This is a genomic window from Streptomyces sp. NPDC002156, assembly GCF_053593675.1.
In genome coordinates, this window is the sequence record NZ_JBSFDA010000012.1 from 93,939 (window position 1) to 112,377 (window position 18,439).

Consider the following 18,439-nt stretch of genomic DNA (forward strand, 5'->3'; position numbering starts at 1 on the left):
GTCACTCACCTCCGACCGGCGTCAAGTGGTACAGCATCGGTGCGCCGACCCGAGCGGGCTCGACCACCTTGACGACGGCCGGGTCGTAGGCGTGCAACTGGCTGCTCAACGCCGGGATCACGTACCACGCCTGCTCCGCGGCGTACTCGGCCAGCTCTGCGTACAACCGCTTCTGCTCGTCTCCTTCGGCTGACACGGCCTCCGCCAGCAGGGCATTCACCTTCGGGTTGCTGTTGCCGAGCGGGTTCATCGCGGAACTCTTCGTCATCGTGAAGGTGAAGTCGCTGTAGGGGAGCCCGGTCACCGACAGGAGACCCGTGGCCATCGCCCACTTGCCGGAGTTGGTCTGCTGCACGAGGTCGTCACCGTGGTTGCTGAGCTGCACGTCGATACCGACCTTGCGGAGATAGCCGGCGAGGGCCTGGGCCATCTGGTCCCACTGCGGGTTGTTCAGCACCTTGACCGAGAACCCGTTCGGGTAGCCGGCCTGGCGCAGGAGCCGCTTGGCCTTGGCCACGTCGTAGGTGTAGTAGCTGTCGATGCTCCGGCTGTAGCCGAGACTGTCCGGTCCGAACGGTGTCGAGGCGTTCGCGACCCCTTGGCCGTCGAGCACGGACTTGAGGATCGTCTGCCGGTCGATCGCGTAGTTCATGGCCTGCCGGACGCGCACATCACCGAGCGGCTTGTTGATCTCGCCGGCGGTGTCGAAGATCGTGAAACCGAAGAAGGCGGCTGCGGCGCCCTGGGCGACCTTCCACCCGCTGATCTCCGTTCCCGCCGCCACGATCGTGTAGTCGATCTGGCCGCTGCGCGCCGCGTTGTCGGTGGCAGTGGGGTCGGCCATCAGCTGCACCACCAGCTTTTCGAAGCGGGGCCACTGGGCGGCCGTCGCCCAGTAGTTCTTGTTCCGGGTGAACGCGTAGGTCTTGTTCGGCGTCGTGCCGCTCTTGTCGAGGACGTAGGGGCCGGATCCGACCGCTGTGTCGGCGAGCGCGTCGGGGTTCTTGAGGGCGGTGGGGCTCACCATCCAGCCGGCCTGCTGGGAGAACCCGTAGGGCAGGTCGGGCTGCGGAGCCGTCAGGTTGAAGCGCACCTTGGTCTTGGACACGACGTCGACCGACCGGATGTACGAGAGGTAGGGCTGCGCCGCCACGTTCGACGGGGTGACCGACTTGGCGTACTCGATATTGGCCTTGACGGTCTCCGCGTCGAAGCTCGCGCCATCGGTGAAGACCACATCGGTACGCAGCTCCATCACCAAGGTCTTGGCGTCGCTGTAATCCCATGAGGTGGCCAGCCACGGGACCACGGTGCCGTCGGCGTCGATATGGGTGAGCGTGTCGTACGTAGCGGCTGCCACGTACTGGCTCAGCTGGGTCTTCCACGGGTCCATCGAATTTCCCGTAGGGAACGCCGACATCGTGAAGGTTTTCTTTCTGGACGCTCCCGTGCCCGAGCCGGCACAACCGGTGGCGGCCACCAGGACGGATGATCCGATGAGGGACAACGCTGTACGCCTCAACACCATGAACTCCTCAATGTCGGCTCTGGCTCAACGAGGTATGTGCTGGTCTCTGGGTGGGAATTCGGCGACGAGCGGGGCGTCCGCCGATATCGGGCCGGTCCCGGAGGCACCTCCCGGAGAGCCGAGGCCGGCGAAGAAGACCTCGCCGGCGTTGGTGAAGGCCGTCCACTCCGGCGGCACGTCCTCGGAATAGAAGATCGCCTCGACCGGGCACACGGGTTCGCAGGCGCCGCAGTCGACGCATTCCTCGGGGTGGATGTAGAGCATGCGCTCGCCCTCGTAGATGCAGTCCACGGGGCATTCCTCCAGGCATGCCCGGTCCTTCAGATCCACGCAGGGCTGTGCGATGACGTACGTCATGGGGTGTTCCTCCGATCCGGTTCCACGGTCCAGGCGTCACGGCCTCGCAGCAGGTCCCGCAGGGTGCCGCCGCCCCCGCTCAGCGCCGCCTGCTGCCGTACCAGGTCGTCGTAGGTGGGACGCCGGGCCGCCCGGAACACCCCGACGGGCACGACGGGGCCGCGGTCCCCGCTGTCCAGCCGGGACAGGGCGAACGCCTGCGTGGGGTCGTCGGCCGCGGCGTCGTGCACGACCAGAGCGTCCTCGCCCGTCTCGGCGACCGGAGCCACCCGCAGTCCGCCGGTACGGGGGTCGCGTGTGACGCCGTACTCCCCCTCGGCGCCGAAGCGCACCGGCTCCCCGTCGCGCAGCGGGACGATCCGTTGGACGCGCTCCCTGGGATCCTTCACGGCGTCGAAGGCGCCGTCGTTGAAGACCGGGCAGTTCTGGTAGATCTCCACCAGGGCCGTCCCCCTGTGTTCGGCCGCCGCCCTCAGTACCTCGGTGAGTTGCGCGCGGTCGGAGTCCAGGGCCCGGGCCACGAAGGTCGCCTCCGCGCCGAGGGCGAGCGAGACCGGGTTGAAAGGGTGGTCGACCGAGCCCAGTGGGGTCGACCTGGTGACCGTCCCGGGTTCCGAGGTGGGAGAGTACTGGCCCTTGGTCAGTCCGTAGATCCGGTTGTTGAACAGCAGGATCTTCAGGTTGACGTTGCGCCGCAGGGCGTGGATGAGGTGGTTTCCCCCGATGGACAGCGCGTCGCCGTCACCGGTGACCACCCAGACGCTGAGATCCGGGCGGGTGACGGCGAGGCCGGTGGCGAGGGTGGGGGCACGACCGTGCACGGAGTGCATTCCGTAGGTGTCGAGGTAGTACGGGAAGCGGGACGAGCAGCCGATGCCCGAGATGAAGACGATGTTCTCGCGGCGCAGTCCGAGTTCGGGCAGGAAGGACTGGACCGCGGCCAGTACGGCGTAGTCCCCGCAGCCGGGGCACCAGCGGACCTCCTGGTCCGAGCGGTAGTCCTTGGCGGCCTGCGGCCCGTCGGCCGGGGGCACGCCGTCCAGGCCGTGTCCGCCCGGCATGCCGAGTTCGGTCGTGGTCATGCCGGTTCTCCTTTCATCACGGACACGAGGACGTCTGCGAGTTCCTCGGCTCCGAAGGGCCCGCCGGTGACCTTCGAGCGGCTGATCACGTCCACTCCGTACGCGGCGCGCAGGAGCCCGGCGAGCTGGCCGAGGTTCATCTCGGGCACCACCACCTGCCGGTAGGCACGCAGAACCGTGCCGAGATTGCCGGGGAAGGGCCGCAGATGCCGCAGATGGGTCTGGGCCACGGGCAGTCCGCGCGCCCGCACCCGGCGGCAGGCCGCACCGATCGGCCCGTACGTCGAACCCCAGCCGAGCACCAGGACGTCCGCCCGCCCGTCGGGGTCCTCGACCTCGATGTCGGGCACGTCCACGCCGTCGACCTTCGCCTGCCGCAGCCGGACCATGCGCTCGTGGTTGGCCGAGTCGTAGGAGATCGTTCCCGGACCGTCGGACTTCTCCAGGCCGCCGATGCGGTGCTCCAGGCCCGGCGTGCCCGGGATCGCCCACGGCCGGGCCAGGGTGGTCCGGTCGCGCAGATACGGCCAGAACACCCCTGACCCGTCCGGGGCGTTGGGCTCGGTCGCGAATTCCACGCGCAGGTCCGGCAGGTCGTCGGGCTCCGGGATCCGCCACGGTTCGGAGCCGTTGGCCAGCGCTCCGTCCGACAGGAGCAGGACCGGGGTGCGGTAGGCGAGCGCGATCCGGGCCGCTTCCAGGGCGGCGTCGAAGCAGTCGCCGGGCGAGCGCGGGGCGATGACGGGCAGCGGGGCTTCACCATTGCGGCCGTGCATGGCCTGCAGCAGGTCGGACTGCTCGGTCTTGGTGGGCAGTCCGGTGGACGGGCCGCCGCGCTGGACGTCGATCACGACCAGTGGCAGCTCGGTCATCACCGCCAGGCCGAGGATCTCGCTCTTCAGGGCGAGCCCTGGCCCTGAGGTGGAGGTGACTCCCAGCGCCCCGCCGAAGGCCGCGCCGAGGGCGGCGCCGATCCCGGCGATCTCGTCCTCCGCCTGGAGGGTGAGGACGCCGAACTCCTTGTGCCGGGCGAGTTCGTGGAGGATGTCGGAGGCCGGGGTGATCGGGTAGCTGCCGAGCAGCACGGGAAGACCCGCTCGCTGTCCGGCGGCGGTCAGCCCGAGCGCGAGCGCGGTGTTGCCGGTGATCTGCCGATACGTGCCGGGCGGCAGATCGGCGGGGGCGATCTCGTAGGTGGTGGCGAACGCCTCCGTGGTCTCACCGTAGTTCCAGCCCGTCCGGAAGGCGGTGACGTTGGCCTCGGCCACCTCCGGGCGGTCGGCGAACTTCCGCCGCAGGAAGGTCTCCGTGCCGGCGGTGGGGCGGCCGTACATCCAGGCGATCAGGCCCAGGGCGAACATGTTCTTCGCCCGCTCCGCGTCCTTGCGGGACAGGCCGCTGTCGGCGAGTGCGCCACGCGTCAGGCTGCTCATGGGCACCTGGTGCACGACGCGTCCGCTCAGGGTCGCGTCCTCCAGCGGTGACGTCGCGTAGTCCGCGCGCTGCAGGTTGCGGCGGGTGAACTCATCGGTGTTGACGATCACGGTCGCGCCGGGCGGCAGGTCGGCGGCGTTTGCCCTGAGAGCCGCCGGGTTCATGGCGACGAGCACGTCGGGGCGGTCGCCGGGGGTGAGGATGTCGTAGTCGGCGAAGTGCACCTGGAACGAGGAGACACCCGCCGCCGTGCCCTGCGGGGCGCGGATCTCGGCCGGGAAGTCCGGGCGGGTCGCCAGGTCGTTGCCGAATGCGGCGCTGTCGGCGGACAGCCGGTCGCCCGCGAGTTGCATGCCGTCGCCGGAGTCGCCGGCGAAGCGGATGACGACGCGCTCCAGGCGCACGGGAGGACGCGGGACGGTGTGTGAGGTGACGCGCGAGGTCACAGCAGTCCTCCTGGATCGCCGCAGGCGAGCGGGGCACGGCGGTTCCGCGTGGCAGGCAGAGGGGACATGAAGGCCTCCAGTACGTTGCTTTCGACGTCTGACGTGCTGTCAGTAGCTGAAGGTCTCGCTGAAGGTGCGGTACGGCTCGGGCATGCGTGGCAGGTCCTGCGGCAACTGGGTGTGGCTGTAGACCTTGTAGGTCTCCTCCTCGATGTCGGGGCGCGGCATTTCCACCGGGGGGCCGCCGACGCCCATCGGCGCGTCGGCGGTCAGATCCGCCCAGCTCTCGCCGACCGGGGTGAAGAAGTCCGTGTAGACGTGCATGTGCCAGATCTTCCAGTGGCCCTTCTCGCGGACGAGGTCGACGCCGTACTTCTCCCAGATCCAGTGCGCGACGGGCTTGTAATCGGGCGGCATGATCTCGGTGACCTGGCCCGGGGAGTACCACATGCCCTTGGCGGTCTCTCCGTCGTCGGCGATCTCGATGATCGGCGTGGTCAACGGGTGCATGAGCAGGGTGCCGACGCCCAGGTTGTCGTCGGACTCCGCCAGCTCGGGGTAGTGCTGACGCAGCAGCTTGAGGTTGGCCCGCTGCATCATGCGGCACAGCTCGCCGTAGTAGTAGTTGATGGACTCGTAGCCGACGAAGTAACCCTGGTTCTGCGCGAAGGTGGGCTCCGGGGTCTCCTTGACCCAGATCGCCTCCAGTTCCTCGGCGTTCTTGCCGAGCCCGTGGTAGTAGGCGTGCCGGCTCATCACGTTCTGGACCTCGTGGATGTCCAGGACCTTCTGGATCTTCTGCTCGGCGGTCGGTCGGGCGGTGTCGCTCATGTACGACTCCTCTGCGATGGGGGTGGTCAGGCGGGCTGGCCGGTGTATGACCAGGCTTCGTCGAACGTCCGGTGCGGCGGCCCGTGGATCGAGGACTCGACCCAGTTCTGGTGACAGGGCGTGCGGAAGGTGGTGCAGATGTGGAAGTGCCGGAACTGCTCGGCATGGGTGTTGATACGCGTCGCGGGGCAGCTCACCGACGGTCGTCACCAGCCCGTTCACCGGTCCCGCCGGCGGCCCGTCGCCGACGGCGAACAGTCGGGACGCCGGGTTCGGGGACGCGACCGTCGCTGGAGAAGGCGGGGTGGCGCAGGTGAAGGGTGCGGTGACGCCGTGTCAGGCGTGACGCGCGAGGCCGTGGACCGGCCCCGGGCAGGACCCGTCTCTCAGCAACGTACGGGCGCTGGGCGTCGCGTGGGCCGGGCGGCACGGCCGGCCCGTGTACATCACCGTGGAAGCCTTCTTGCAGCCCCTCGGCGTGGGCATCGAGCCGCCGAGAGCGCTCATGGACGGTCCCGCGTCATGACGACGGCCGTCGGGGAAGGAAAGGAGCCGCCGCGTGGCAGCGGACCCGACCGGCACGCACCGCACGGCGAGCCTGCCGCAGCGGCGGCCCGGCTCGAACGTGATGGTGGTCATGCGGCGTTCCTTCGGTTCTGGGTACCGCACCGACCTCGGGCCGGTGCGAGCGGGACCGCATCGGCGGCTCCGGTGTCGTCACACTAGCGAGCGCGGTCCGTGGTCGGAAGCGGCCGGAAATCGCGTCACGGCATGCATGGCATGCGACATGAGTATGTGCACTCCAACCCCTTGTGCGACGTCCGGGGAAGGGGGCAGGCCCCCTCACGCTCCACGTGGGGCACGCCGCACCTACTCGCCGGTGGCGACGCAAAGTGCCTGTTGTGCGGAAGATCGCGTACGTTGACGCCCACGTCGTCGAGTCCGGGGTGCGGGCCGGTCACCCCGCCATCGCGCTGTCGCCGCCGTCGACCATGAGGTTGGCGCCGTTGACGAAGGCCGCCTCGTCGGAGCAGAGGAACGCCGCGGCGCGTGCGATGTCCTCCGGCTGCCCCACCCGGCCTACCGGGATCCGCGCCTCCAGCTGGGCTTTCGGCCCGTTCGGGTCATCGAGGAAGGGCGCGGTCGCGGAGGTGCGGGTCATACCGGGCGCGACGGTGTTGACGCGGATGTGGTGCGGGGCGCTGGCCGCACAGAGGTGCTTGCTCATCGCCAGTACCCCGCCCTTGGCGGCACCGTGCGGCACCATCGGCATGAACGGGGCGCCCCGCACTGCGGCGACCGACGCGACGTTGAGGACAGCGCCGCCGCCCCGGGCGATCAGGTACGGCCAGGCGGCCTGCGTGCAGAAGTACGGGATGTCGAGCTCGTTCTTGATGGTGAAGTACCAGTCCTCGGCGGGCATCGTCTCGAACGGCCCGTTCCGCAGCGCCGAGGCGTTGTTGTAGAGGATGTCGATACCGCCGAAAGCGGCGATGCCGGCCTCGATCCACTCCCGGGCACCGCCCTCGGTCGACAGGTCGACGCCGGCGAGGGACTTCATGGCGCCCCCGGCCTTCTCCACGAGCGCGACCGTTTCGGCGGCGGAGTCGGCATCGATGTCGCAGCCGAATACCGTGGCGCCTTCCGCGGCGAATATCTGGGCAGCGGCCCGTCCTATTCCGGCCCCCGTTCCGCTGATGAAGGCGATTTTTCCAGCCAGTCGATCCATGATAGCCATTCCCCTTTTCTCATGCCGCCGGAGTGCGGTGCTGGAAGCGTAGTTACGCCTTATGTGCGAGAACAAGAATTCGCGCCATGCAGGGGCATCGCGTTTTCGGATGGCTGGTATGACCGCCGCTTCCGCATCCCCTTCGGGGAGACCTGAAGCATGCCGACGTCAGCTTCAGAGGAAGCCGAAAGGTCGCAATCAGGTGGTCGCGAATTCGGTTGGATTTCCCGAAAAGGAGGAAGTCAAAGCATCACGATGTCACACGAAAAAGGGCCCCCACAGGCTCTCGCCTGTGAAGACCCTTCGTCTCGCACCGTCGGGACGACAGGATTTGAACCTGCGACCCCTTGACCCCCAGTCAAGTGCGCTACCAAGCTGCGCCACGTCCCGGTGCCGTCTGACCTGGGGTTTCCCCTGGCCGAACGCGCATGGAAACAATACCGCACTCGGGCCGATGGTCGCGCACTCCTTTGTTCGCGCTGGCATATCACGCCGCCGACCCTTGACCTCAAGTTTGGTCGAGGTCGCACGATCGTCTGCATGACGATCACAGCGACTCACAGTCACGCATACGAACACGCCGAGCTGACCGGCCTGATGGGGCTGATGACCGGCGACGAGAAGCACGGGCCGGCGGCGACCTCCACGCTGGACGTGCTCTGGGTGCTCTACGACCGGATCCTGCGGGTCGGCCCGGACCGGATGACGGACCCCGAGCGGGACCGCTTCCTCCTCTCCAAGGGGCACGGGCCCACGGCGTACTACGCGGTACTCGCCGCCAAGGGCTTCCTGCCCGTGGACTGCCTGCCGGGCTTCGGCTCGTACGACTCGCCGCTCGGCCACCACCCCGACCGGGTGCTGGTGCCGGGGGCCGAGATCGGCAGCGGCTCGCTCGGGCACGGTCTGCCGATCGCCGTCGGTACGGCGCTGGGGCTGCGCGCCCAGGGGCTCTACGGGCCCGCGGTGTGGGTGCTGACCGGCGACGCCGAACTGGACGAGGGCAGCAACCACGAGGCGATCGCCTTCGCGGGGCCCGCCGGTCTCGAACGCCTGCACACCGTCGTCGTCGACAACTCGTCCGCCAGCCATGCCCGGCCGGGCGGAATCGCCGCCCGCTTCGAGGCCGCGGGCTGGTCCACGGCAACGGCCGACGGCCGTGACCACGAGGCCCTGTACACCGCCTTCACAGCACCGCATCCGGGCCGCCCACACGTGGTCGTGGCGCGGGTCGAACCGAAGACCGACTGAACGTACGGCCCCCACACACACCCGCCCCAACCGACCGAAAGGATCCACTCCCCCATGGACACCATGCGTGACCGTTTCGCCCCCGTCCTCTCCCGGCTGCTCGACGAGGACCCGCGCGTCGCCCTCGTCCTCGCCGAGATCGGGGCAGCCGCCTTCACGGAGACACGGGCCCGGCATCCCGACCGCGTGATCAACGTGGGCATCCGTGAGCAGCTGCTCGTCGGCGCGGGCGCCGGCCTGGCGCTCACCGGTATGCGCCCGGTCGTGCACACCTTCGCGAGCTTCCTCGTCGAGCGGCCCTTCGAGCAGGTCAAGCTGGACCTCGGGCACCAGGACGTCGGCGCCGTGCTCGTGAGCGCCGCCGCCTCCTTCGACTGGCCCGCGGGCGGTTTCACGCACATGTCACCCGGTGACGTGGCCCTGCTCGATACCCTGGACGGCTGGACCGTCCATGTGCCGGGGCACCCCGACGAGGCCGAGACGCTGCTACGGCACGCGGTCGCCGCGGGCGACGACAAGGTGTACGTACGGCTGTCGGTGCAGACCAACGCGGACGCGCTCCCGGTCGACGGCGCCCGGGTCCTCACCCTCCGCGAGGGCCGCTCCGGTGTCGTGATCGCCGTCGGACCGATGCTCGACGCGGTGCTCGCCGCCACGGAAGGGCTCGACGTCACCGTCCTGTACGCGACGACCGTACGGCCCTTCGACACCGCCGCGCTGCGCCGGGCCACGGAGGCGGCGGGTACCGACGTCGTCCTCGTCGAGCCGTACCTCGCGGGCACGTCGACGGCCGTCGTGAACGACGCGCTCGCCGATGTGCCCCACCGGGTGCTGGGCCTGGGCGTGGGCCGCCGCGAACTCCGCAAGTACGGGGAGATCGACGAGCACATCACCGCGCACGGGCTCGACGCACGGACACTCCGGGAGCGGATCCAGGGGTTCGTGGCGGCCGGGCACCTCTCCTCCGTACGTACCTGAGCGCGCCGTTCGGGTTCAGTCGGCACCCGGCGGCCCCAACTCCGGGTAGGCGTCCACCAGTCGGGGCGGGGCCGCCTGGCGCCAGGAGTCGGCGAGGATGTCCCGCAGTTCGCCCTCGTCCTCCAGCGCGGCCAGGCGGACCCTGACCCAGGCGAACCCCGCCTCGTGGTCGGCGATCCAGAACTTCTCCGGCTCGGCCAGGACCAGTTCGTCGCGCTCCTCCTTCGGGCAGCGCACGGCGATGGAGGTCTCGTCCTCGGGCAGCGTGGCGAACATCTTCCCGGCGACCCGGAACGTGGGCATGCCCCAGGCGATCTTCTCCGTTGTGTCCGGCAGGGAGAGGGAGATACGGCGTACGTCTTCGGCTTCCGGCATGCAACGCACCGTAGCCAATGCCACTGACAATCACCCGGCGAGTGCGTCGCGCTCCGCGCCGGGGCGTACTCGGGGGTGCCGGTGAACCGGTCTGGTGCGTCGAACTGCGAGGAGACGGAGACTCCGACATCAGCCGCTTGCACGGCGGGTAGCGCGACGCCGGTCCCGCGCGAGCCAGGGTCGAGCGCGGGGGGAAGCGGGCAACCGACGACAGTGCCGCCGATCGGCGGGGCAGGCCTCGCGTCCGCGACCCGAACCGCCGGACGGACCCCTACCCCTGCGCCGCCACGCCAAGCGCCTCCAACACCGGGCGGATCAGGGGGTGTTCCTCCGCTCCCCGGCGTACGGCCGCGAAGACCCGCCGCGTGGGCGCGACCCCGTCGACCGGGCACACGACCACACCCGTGAGGTCCATGCCACGCAGCGCCGAGCGCGGTACGAGGGCCACGCCCGCGTCGGCCGAGGCGAGGGCGACGACCGCACGGAAGTCGTCGGAGGAGTGTTCGAGGCGGGGCCGGAAACCGGCGTTCTCGCAGGCCAGGACGACCACCTCATGGCAGGGATTGCCGGGGTAGGGGCCGATCCACGAGTCCTTGGCCAGTTCGGCGAGCGGCACCTCCCGGGCGTCGGCCAGGCGGTGGGCGACCGGGACGACCGCGTCGAAGGGCTCGGCGTAGAGCGGGACGTGGGTGAGGCGGGGGTCGTCGGCGGGCGGCGCTCCCCGGTACTCGACGGCCACCGCGACGTCGACCTGCCGGTCGAGCACCATCGGCAGACTGGCGTCACCCTCGGCGTCCTGGACGCGGATCCGGATGCCGGGGGCGGTCCCGGCGAGGCGGGCCAGCGCGGGGGCGACGACCAGGGCGATGCCGGTCGCGAAGGCGGCGACGGTGACCGTGCCCGCTGCACCCGAGTCGTACGCGGCCAACTCGGCCTCGGCGCGCTCCAGCTGGGCGAGGACCACGTTGGTGTGCGCGAGCAGGATCTCGCCGGCCGCGGTCAGCCGTACGCCCTTGGCACCGCGCTCCACCAGACGGTGGCCGGTCTCCTGCTCCAGGGCCGCCAGCTGCTGGGAGACGGCCGAGGGGGTGAGATACAGCGCGGCGGCAGCCGCCGTCACCGTACGGTGGTCCGCCACCGCACGGAGGATGTGGAGCCGCCGTGCTTCGATCATGCGATCGATTATCCAATACCCAAGGAGTCCGGGACGGTACGTCCTGGTCGGCCCGCTCAGCCCTCCAGCTCAGCCCTGGCCGCGACAAAGGCATCGACCGCACGGTTCACGTCCTCGATGGAGTGCGCCGCCGACAGTTGGACGCGGATCCGGGCCTTGCCCTGCGGTACGACCGGGTACGAGAAGCCGATGACATACACGCCACGCTCCAGCAGCAGCTCCGCCAGTCGGCCGGCCTTCGCCGCGTCGCCGATCATCACGGGTGCGATGGCGTGGTCGCCGGGGAGGATGTCGAAGCCCTCCTCGGTCATCCGGCGGCGGAACAGGGCGGTGTTCTCGGCGAGCCGGATCCGCAGGTCGTCCGCCGACTCCAGCAGGTCGAGCACCTTCAGCGAGGCGGCGGCGATCACCGGGGCCAGCGTGTTCGAGAACAGGTACGGCCGGGAGCGCTGGCGCAGGAGGGCGACGATCTCGGCGCGCGCCGCCACGTAACCCCCGGAGGCCCCGCCCAGCGCCTTGCCCAGCGTGCCGGTGATGATGTCCACGCGGTCCATGACGCCGTGCAGTTCGGGAGTGCCCCGGCCGCCGGGGCCGACGAAGCCGACGGCGTGCGAGTCGTCGACCATGACCATCGCGTCGTAGCGGTCGGCGAGGTCGCAGATCTCGCGGAGGGGTGCCACGTATCCGTCCATGGAGAAGACGCCGTCGGTGACGATCAGACGGCGCCGCGCGTCGGACGCGTCCTTCAACTGCCGTTCCAGATCGGCCAGATCGCGGTTGGCGTAGCGGAAGCGGCGGGCCTTGGACAGGCGGATGCCGTCGATGATGGAGGCGTGGTTGAGGGCGTCGGAGATCACCGCGTCCTCGGCGTCGAGAAGGGTCTCGAAGACGCCTCCGTTGGCGTCGAAGCAGGAGGAGTAGAGGATCGTGTCCTCCTGGCCGAGGAACGCCGAAAGGCGGGCCTCCAGCTCCTTGTGCACCTCCTGCGTACCGCAGATGAAGCGCACGGAGGCCATGCCGTAGCCCCAGCGGTCGAGGGCCTCGTGTGCCGCGGCGACGACCTCGGGGTGGTCGGCGAGGCCGAGGTAGTTGTTGGCGCAGAAGTTGAGGACCTCGCCGGGACGCCCGCCCGAGGTGACGGCGACGGTCGCGGACTGCGGGCTGCCGATGACGCGTTCGGGCTTGTGCAGACCGGCGGCGCGGATCTCGTCGAGGGTGGCGCGCAGGTCGTCGCGCACGGAGTCGAACATCTCAAAGCTCCTAAAAATGCAGGTGACTTACGCGTTCCAGTCGAGAATGACCTTGCCGCCCCGGCCGCTCGCCGCGTCCGCGAAGGCGGCCTCGTGGTCGTGGATGTCGTACCGGCCGGTGATGACCGGGGTGAGGTCGAGGCCGCCCTCGAGCAGCACCGACATCGCGTACCAGGTCTCGAACATCTCACGGCCGTAGATGCCCTTGATGGTGATCATGGAGGTGACGATCCGGGCCCAGTCGACCGGGAACTCCTCGGACGGCAGGCCCAGCATGGCTATGCGTCCGCCGTGCGTCATGTTGGCGATCATGCCGCGCAGTGCCTCGGGGTGGCCGGACATCTCCAGGCCGATGTCGAAGCCCTCGCGCAGACCGAGGGCCCGCTGGCCGTCGGCGACGGTGGCGCCGGAGACGTTCAGCGCCAGGCTCGCGCCGATCTTGCGCGCCAGTTCCAGCCGTTCCTCGCTGACGTCGGTGACGACGACGTTCCGCGCCCCCGCGTGCCGGGCCACCGCGGCCGCCATCAGCCCGATCGGACCGGCACCCGTGATCAGGACGTCCTCCCCGACCAGCGGGAACGACAGCGCGGTGTGCACCGCGTTGCCGAACGGGTCGAAGATCGCCGCCACGTCGAGGTCCACGGGCACGCGGTGCACCCACACATTGGCGGCGGGCAGCGTCACGTACTCGGCGAAGGCACCGTCCCGGCCGACCCCGAGCCCCACCGTGGCCCGGCACAGATGACGGCGCCCGGCAAGGCAGTTGCGGCACCGGCCGCACACCACGTGCCCCTCGCCGCTGACCCGGTCGCCGACGGCGATGTCGGTGACATCGCGCCCGGTCCCGACGACCTCGCCGACGAACTCGTGCCCGACGACGAGCGGCGTACGGATGGTCTGCCGTGCCCAGCCGTCCCAGGCCCGGATGTGCAGGTCGGTGCCGCAGATGCCGGTTCTGAGCACCTTGATCAGTACGTCACCGGGGCCGACGGCCGGTTCCGGTACGTCCACGAGCCACAGCCCGGGCTCCGCCTTCTCCTTGACGAGCGCCTTCAACGCAACGGCTCCTGTGGGTAGAACCCCGGGGCAGGGCACACCGAAGGAGCCCGTGCCGGGGAGAGGGATGGCATCGACGGCGAGACCGACGAGAACGCGAGGTGAAATCTGCCGTACGGCGACTCCCGGGTCCATCGAGGTTTTCTTAAGCGCCGCCGCAGCTTTCCTTCACGCCCGGCGCGCAGCCGTTGATCCGACCGGAACCAGCAGCCGTATCCCTTCCGAGAGACCGCGCGAACTCATACGTGAACCCGCTCATGTGCAAAGCCGACGAAGGAGTCAGGAACCGACATGCCCGCACCGCACTTGGCGCTCCCGCCCAACGACCGGGTCCTGTCGCTGTTCACCGGCTGGACCCGGGCACACTGGGAGGCGCTCGCCGACCGGCAGTTGGAGGCGCTGGTCCCCTATGCGACGCCGGGTCTCGCGCAGTACCGGCTGCCGGGCCGGAACTCCTCGGCTGGCGTGGTGTCGGACGGTCTCGAGGGTTTCGCGCGGTCATTCCTGCTGGCCTCCTTCCGGATCGCGGGAGCGGCGGGCGACGTGGATTCACGTCTCGTGGAACGCTACGCGCAGGGTCTGACAACGGGCACGGACCGTGACAGCGGCGAGGCCTGGCCCGAACTCACCGACCGCTCCCAGCCGATGAACGAGGCCGCCTCGATCGCCATCGGGCTGCACGAGACCCGCCCCTGGATCTGGGACCGGCTCGACGTGGACGTGCAGGAGCGGATCGTCGACTGGCTGTGGGGGTTCGTGGGCCGCCGCACCCGGGACGACAGCGGGCGGCTGTGCCAGGTCGTCGCCGAGCAGTTCCTGGCCTCCGTGGGCGCGCCGCACCGCCAGGAGGACATCGACGGCGGCCTCGACCGGCTCGACGACTGGTATGTCGGCGGCGGGTGGTACAGCGACGGCGACGGCCGTACGTTCGACTACTACGTCGGCTGGGCGCTGCACCTCTATCCGCTGCTGTGGTGCCGGATGACGGGCGGCGAGGACGGCGGGCGCGGCCGGGTCCACCGTCGCCGGCTGGCCCAGTTCCTCGCCTCCTACCCCCAGTTCTTCGGGGCGGACGGCGCCCCCGTCCACCAGGGCCGCTCCCTGACGTACCGTTTCGCCGCGACCGCTCCCGTCTGGCTGGGCGCCCTGGCCGAGTGCACTCCCCTGGCCCCGGGGCTGACCCGGCGGCTGGCCTCGGGCGCGGTGGCGCACTTCGTGGAGCGCGGGGTGCCCGACGAGCGCGGGCTGCTGCCGCTGGGCTGGTACGGCACGTTCCTGCCGGCGACCCAGGCGTATTCGGGGCCCGGATCGCCGTACTGGTCGAGCATGGCCTTCCTGGGGCTGCTGCTGCCCCCGGAGCACCTGGTGTGGACGGCACCCGAACGCCCGCTGCCCGTCGAGGAGTCGGACCAGTACACGGCGCTGCCCGGGCCGGGCTGGCTGCTGCACGGCACGCGGCACGACGGCATCGTGCGGCTCGTCAACCACGGCAGCGACCACAACCCGATGGAGGGACCCGCCGCCGACGACCCGCACTACGCCAAGTTCGGCTACTCGACCGCCACCGCACCGGAGACGGGCGCGGTGGCCTGGCAGCGGAACGTCGACGGCCACCTGGCACTGCTCGCCCCCGACGGCACGGCGTCACGGAGGTGCAGAATCCTTCCGCTGCACTGCTCGGGGAAGGTCGCCGCCTCCCGGTACGAGGCCGAACTCCCGGGCGTGGAAGGGGAGTTCCGGGTCGAGTCGACGAGCGTGCTGCACGGCTCCTGGGAGATCCGCGTGCACCGCGTCCAGGCACCGGCCGAGGCTGCGGTCCGGGAGGGCGGTTACGCGGTGGCCGACACCGCCCTGCCCGAGGCCGAGCGGGGCGACGGCTGGGCCCTGACCCGTACGGGCTCGGGGCTGACCAGTGTGGTCGTGGCGCTGCACGGCTGGGACGAGACCTCGGGCGTGGCCCGCGAGGTCGACGCGAACGCCTTCGGCCCGCACTCGGCGACGCCGTACCTCCAGCGCGCGGCCGAATCCCCGGGCGCGAGCAGGCTGTTCGTGACCCTGGTCGCGCTGACCCGGGACGCCGTGCATCCCCAGGCCCTGCGCGAGGCGGTGTCGTGCGCGGTGACGGAGGAGGGCCGCGCCCTGATCATGTTCCCGGACGGCGAGACGGTCTCCGTGTGACGGAGACGTACGCCCTCAGCCAAGGCCGTCCCCCGGTGGGAGCGGAGCCAGTTGTCCGACGAGTTCCGCCGCCATCGCCTTGATGGTCTCCAGCCCCGCCCTCCCCCAGGGGCGCGGTTCGAGGTCGGCGGCGCACACCGTGCCCAGCGCCATGCCCGTGGAGTCGATGAGCGGCGCGCCCAGATACGAGCGGATGCCGAACTCGTCGACGACCGGATTGCCCGCGAACCGCGGATAGTCGCGGACGTCCTCCAGGACGAGCGCCTTACGTCGGACCACCACGTGCGGGCAGAACCCGTGGTCGCGCGGCAGCCGTCGGCCCACGCGCGGCTTTTCCTCGTCGGAGTCGGCGCCGGTCCGTCCGGAAGTGCCGGTGTCGGCCGGAACATGGAGCCCGGCGAAGAACTGCCGTTCCTCGCCGATGAAGTTGACCATCGCGTAGGGCGCTCCGACCAGCTCCGCGAGGCGGTCCGCGAAGGCGTCCAGGGCGGGCTCGGGCCGTTCCCCGAGGCCGAGTCCACGCAGTCGGCGGATGCGGGCGGGGGCGTCCTTGTCCTCGGGAGTCAGCAGCAGACGACCGGCCGGGCGTGGCGGGTCGTAGCTCATGGGCGGGCTCCCTCACTGTGGGCGGTGGGTGCGGGCGCGGGCGCGTGGGCCAGCAGATGGCGTACGAGGGTGAGCAGGGTCTGTACCCCCGAACTGGAGATCCGGGCGTCGCAGCGCACGATCGGGATGTCGGGGTCGAGATCGATCGCGGCGCGCACCTCCTCGGGGTCGTAGCGGTACGAGCCGTCGAACTCGTTGATCGCCACGATGAAGCCGAGGCCTCGCTGTTCGAAGAAGTCGACGGCCGCGAAGCAGTCCTCCAGGCGCCGGGTGTCGGCGAGGATGACCGCGCCGAGCGCGCCCTCGGACAGCTCGTCCCACATGAACCAGAACCGTTCCTGTCCGGGCGTACCGAACAGGTAGAGGACGTGTTGCGGGTCCAGGGTGATGCGGCCGAAGTCCATCGCCACGGTGGTCTCGACCTTGTTCTCGATGCCTTCGAGACTGTCGGTCGAGGCGCTGACCGTGGTGAGCAGTTCCTCCGTGCTGAGCGGCGCGATCTCGCTCACCGCGCCGACGAGGGTCGTCTTGCCGACTCCGAATCCTCCCGCCACCAGGATCTTCAATGCGGTGGGGAAGGGATCAGAGCTGTCGTCGTAGTCCATCGAGCACTGCCTCCAGAAGAGACCGGTCAGTGGGGTTGTGGTAGAACTCGGGCGGTTTGGTCGTGAGTGCCCCGCAGTCGACGAGGTCGGACAGCAGCACTTTGGTGACGGCCGCCGGCAGCTTCAGATGGGCGGCCACCTCGGCGACCGAGACGGGCACCCGGCAGAGGTCGATCGCCTGGGCGTGTTCGGGGCCGAGGTAGCCGAGCGGGGTGGCTCCGGTGGCCATCACCTGGGACATGAGGTCGAGGGCGGTGGTCGGCCGGGTCCGGCCGTTGCTGACGGTGTAGGGGCGCACGAGCCGTCCGGCCGCGTCGTCGAGCCAGGGCCCGTCGCCGGCCGCCGTCACGCTCAAGGCCTCATCGCCGAGGGTTCGGCGGACTGCCGGGGCGCGGTCATCAGATAGGGGCGGACGCTCTTGACCAGCATCGCCATCTCGTAGCCGAGCACGGCGGCGTCGGCCTCGCGGCCGGCCAGTACGGCGAGACAGGTGCCGGAGCCGGCGGTGGTGACGAACAGCAGGGTCGAGTCGAGTTCGACGACGACCTGCCGGACCTCACCGCCGTCCCCGAACCGGACGCCCGCGCTGCGTCCGAGGGAATAGAGACCGGAGGCCAGGGCGGCCATGTGGTCGGCGCTGTCCGGGTCGAGTCCGTGGACGGACTTCACGAGTCCGTCGCAGGACAGGAGTACCGCGCTCGTGGTGTGCGGTACGCGCTGGACGAGGCCGCTCATCAGCCAGTCGAGATCGGATACATGGCCGGTCGGCACATCGCTCGCCATGGTGGATCGACTCCTTGGGGTACGAAGGTCTGCGGGAGCGCTGGAGGTGGGGGCAGGGGTGGAACAGCGGGGGGTGGTCATCCGGCCGGTGCGCTCCCGTCGTGCCGGGCAGTGAGGTCCAGGTCGTGTCCGGGCGCGCGCAGTCGGTGCACCTCGGCTATGTGGGGCGGGTCCAGGGGCGGTACGTCGTCGACGCGGCCCGCGTCGGTGGGCGGCGCAGGGGTGTCCGGGCCGGTCGGGCGCATGGAGACCCGCTCCATGGGCAGCGGCTCCAGGTGTACGGCGTCCGACGCGGCGGGGCGCGGGGGCTCCGCGTACGTCGGTTCCGTGGGCGCCGACGGCCTGGGGGCCGGTTCCCCGTACGCCGCCGCGTACTCCCTCTCCATCGCGGCGATGGCCGGGTCCGTGTAGCCGGGCTCCAGCTGGCGCGCTTCGGCGAGTCCGATGCCGCGCTGGAAGGCGGCCATGAGGCCGGGGTCGTGTCCGACGAGTTCGCCCTCCGGGCGGGGCGCCGCCGGGCCGCCGCGCAGTTGGGGCGCGATGTGTTCCTGGGCGCGGCGGCGGGGCAGCTGGGGCTTGCCCATGGTGCCGCGCACGGCGCCGTTCCTGGGGGCGGTCGGCGCGGCCACGTTGTCCGTGACGGTCCGCCGGTCGTCGGGTCGGATGCCGGGCATCGCCTCCGCGGGGTTGGGCCGCTCCCCCTGGGCCCCGCGTACGGGCAGCGGCACCGGGCCCCGGCCGTTCGGCGCCGGTGCGGCGGGCCGGGCCGCCTCCGGGCG

19 protein-coding genes, 1 tRNA gene and 1 pseudogene are annotated in these 18,439 nt (G+C 70.4%); 3 read left to right on the plus strand and 18 right to left on the minus strand.

Annotated elements, in window-relative coordinates; all coding sequences use genetic code 11:
* Position 1 precedes the first annotated feature (1 nt).
* The 9 genes from ACWCRB_RS08455 to ACWCRB_RS08495 form a co-directional block, all read right to left on the minus strand.
* Positions 2–1,393 (minus strand): ABC transporter substrate-binding protein, encoded by a 1,392-nt coding sequence (locus ACWCRB_RS08455; RefSeq protein ID WP_450995297.1) that lies wholly within the window; start codon positions 1,391–1,393, stop codon positions 2–4.
* Positions 1,394–1,552: 159 nt separating this feature from the next.
* The gene (gene fdxA, locus ACWCRB_RS08460; protein ID WP_450995298.1) at positions 1,553–1,885 is read right to left on the minus strand and encodes a ferredoxin; all 333 of its coding nucleotides are present in this window, start codon (positions 1,883–1,885) and stop codon (positions 1,553–1,555) included.
* Positions 1,882–2,967, minus strand: a complete 1,086-nt coding sequence (locus ACWCRB_RS08465) for a 2-oxoacid:ferredoxin oxidoreductase subunit beta (protein ID WP_450995299.1) — start codon at positions 2,965–2,967, stop codon at positions 1,882–1,884. The genes fdxA and ACWCRB_RS08465 overlap by 4 nt, the downstream gene beginning before the upstream one ends.
* A complete protein-coding gene (locus ACWCRB_RS08470) occupies positions 2,964–4,847 on the minus strand; it encodes a 2-oxoacid:acceptor oxidoreductase subunit alpha (protein ID WP_450995300.1) in 1,884 nt (627 codons plus the stop codon). Before ACWCRB_RS08470 ends, ACWCRB_RS08465 begins: the two co-directional genes overlap by 4 nt.
* 108 nt (positions 4,848–4,955) lie before the next feature.
* On the minus strand, positions 4,956–5,678 hold the full coding sequence (locus tag ACWCRB_RS08475; RefSeq protein WP_450995301.1) for a nuclear transport factor 2 family protein: 723 nt from the start codon (positions 5,676–5,678) through the stop codon (positions 4,956–4,958).
* A 26-nt stretch (positions 5,679–5,704) separates the two neighbouring features.
* Complete coding sequence (locus ACWCRB_RS08480; protein ID WP_450995302.1) at positions 5,705–5,875, minus strand: hypothetical protein; 171 nt, start codon at positions 5,873–5,875, stop codon at positions 5,705–5,707.
* Between the two features lie 139 nt (positions 5,876–6,014).
* A complete protein-coding gene (locus ACWCRB_RS08485) occupies positions 6,015–6,317 on the minus strand; it encodes a hypothetical protein (RefSeq protein WP_450995303.1) in 303 nt (100 codons plus the stop codon).
* 319 nt (positions 6,318–6,636) lie between these two features.
* Positions 6,637–7,407, minus strand: a complete 771-nt coding sequence (locus ACWCRB_RS08490) for an SDR family NAD(P)-dependent oxidoreductase (RefSeq protein ID WP_450995304.1) — start codon at positions 7,405–7,407, stop codon at positions 6,637–6,639.
* Between the two features lie 316 nt (positions 7,408–7,723).
* Positions 7,724–7,797: transfer RNA gene (locus ACWCRB_RS08495), tRNA-Pro, on the minus strand.
* Positions 7,798–7,947: 150 nt separating this feature from the next.
* Here ACWCRB_RS08495 and ACWCRB_RS08500 point away from each other — a divergent pair.
* Together ACWCRB_RS08500 and ACWCRB_RS08505 are read left to right on the plus strand one after the other, a co-directional pair.
* Entirely contained in the window at positions 7,948–8,655 is a 708-nt protein-coding gene (locus tag ACWCRB_RS08500) for a transketolase (RefSeq protein WP_450995305.1), read from the plus strand.
* Positions 8,656–8,709: 54 nt separating this feature from the next.
* Positions 8,710–9,633, plus strand: a complete 924-nt coding sequence (locus tag ACWCRB_RS08505; protein WP_450995306.1) for a transketolase family protein — start codon at positions 8,710–8,712, stop codon at positions 9,631–9,633.
* Between the two features lie 15 nt (positions 9,634–9,648).
* Here ACWCRB_RS08505 and ACWCRB_RS08510 read toward each other — a convergent pair whose 3' ends face one another.
* The 4 genes from ACWCRB_RS08510 to tdh form a co-directional block, all read right to left on the minus strand.
* Positions 9,649–10,008, minus strand: coding sequence for an MmcQ/YjbR family DNA-binding protein (locus ACWCRB_RS08510; protein WP_450995307.1), 360 nt, complete (start codon positions 10,006–10,008; stop codon positions 9,649–9,651).
* Positions 10,009–10,279: 271 nt separating this feature from the next.
* A complete protein-coding gene (locus tag ACWCRB_RS08515) occupies positions 10,280–11,182 on the minus strand; it encodes a LysR family transcriptional regulator (protein WP_450995308.1) in 903 nt (300 codons plus the stop codon).
* Between the two features lie 56 nt (positions 11,183–11,238).
* Positions 11,239–12,432: a glycine C-acetyltransferase gene (locus tag ACWCRB_RS08520; protein ID WP_450995309.1), complete on the minus strand. Its 1,194-nt coding sequence runs from the start codon at positions 12,430–12,432 to the stop codon at positions 11,239–11,241.
* A gap of 27 nt (positions 12,433–12,459) precedes the next feature.
* Positions 12,460–13,488 (minus strand): L-threonine 3-dehydrogenase, encoded by a 1,029-nt coding sequence (tdh, locus tag ACWCRB_RS08525; RefSeq protein ID WP_450995310.1) that lies wholly within the window; start codon positions 13,486–13,488, stop codon positions 12,460–12,462.
* A 291-nt stretch (positions 13,489–13,779) separates the two neighbouring features.
* Here tdh and ACWCRB_RS08530 point away from each other — a divergent pair, with 291 nt between their 5' ends.
* Entirely contained in the window at positions 13,780–15,666 is a 1,887-nt protein-coding gene (locus tag ACWCRB_RS08530; protein WP_450995311.1) for a DUF2264 domain-containing protein, read from the plus strand.
* Between the two features lie 15 nt (positions 15,667–15,681).
* Here ACWCRB_RS08530 and ACWCRB_RS08535 read toward each other — a convergent pair whose 3' ends face one another.
* The 5 genes and pseudogenes from ACWCRB_RS08535 to ACWCRB_RS08555 all read right to left on the minus strand — a co-directional run.
* The gene (locus ACWCRB_RS08535; RefSeq protein ID WP_450995312.1) at positions 15,682–16,272 is read right to left on the minus strand and encodes a GAF domain-containing protein; all 591 of its coding nucleotides are present in this window, start codon (positions 16,270–16,272) and stop codon (positions 15,682–15,684) included.
* Entirely contained in the window at positions 16,269–16,877 is a 609-nt protein-coding gene (locus tag ACWCRB_RS08540) for a GTP-binding protein (protein WP_450995313.1), read from the minus strand. The genes ACWCRB_RS08535 and ACWCRB_RS08540 overlap by 4 nt, the downstream gene beginning before the upstream one ends.
* Positions 16,855–17,226 carry a DUF742 domain-containing protein gene (locus ACWCRB_RS08545; RefSeq protein WP_450407231.1) on the minus strand — a complete coding sequence of 124 codons (372 nt, stop codon included), beginning with the start codon at positions 17,224–17,226 and terminating at the stop codon, positions 16,855–16,857. The genes ACWCRB_RS08540 and ACWCRB_RS08545 overlap by 23 nt, the downstream gene beginning before the upstream one ends.
* A gap of 2 nt (positions 17,227–17,228) precedes the next feature.
* Positions 17,229–17,660, minus strand: coding sequence for a roadblock/LC7 domain-containing protein (locus ACWCRB_RS08550; protein WP_105969869.1), 432 nt, complete (start codon positions 17,658–17,660; stop codon positions 17,229–17,231).
* Positions 17,661–17,737: 77 nt separating this feature from the next.
* A pseudogene (locus ACWCRB_RS08555) lies at positions 17,738–18,439 on the minus strand (sensor histidine kinase); the annotation flags it as partial.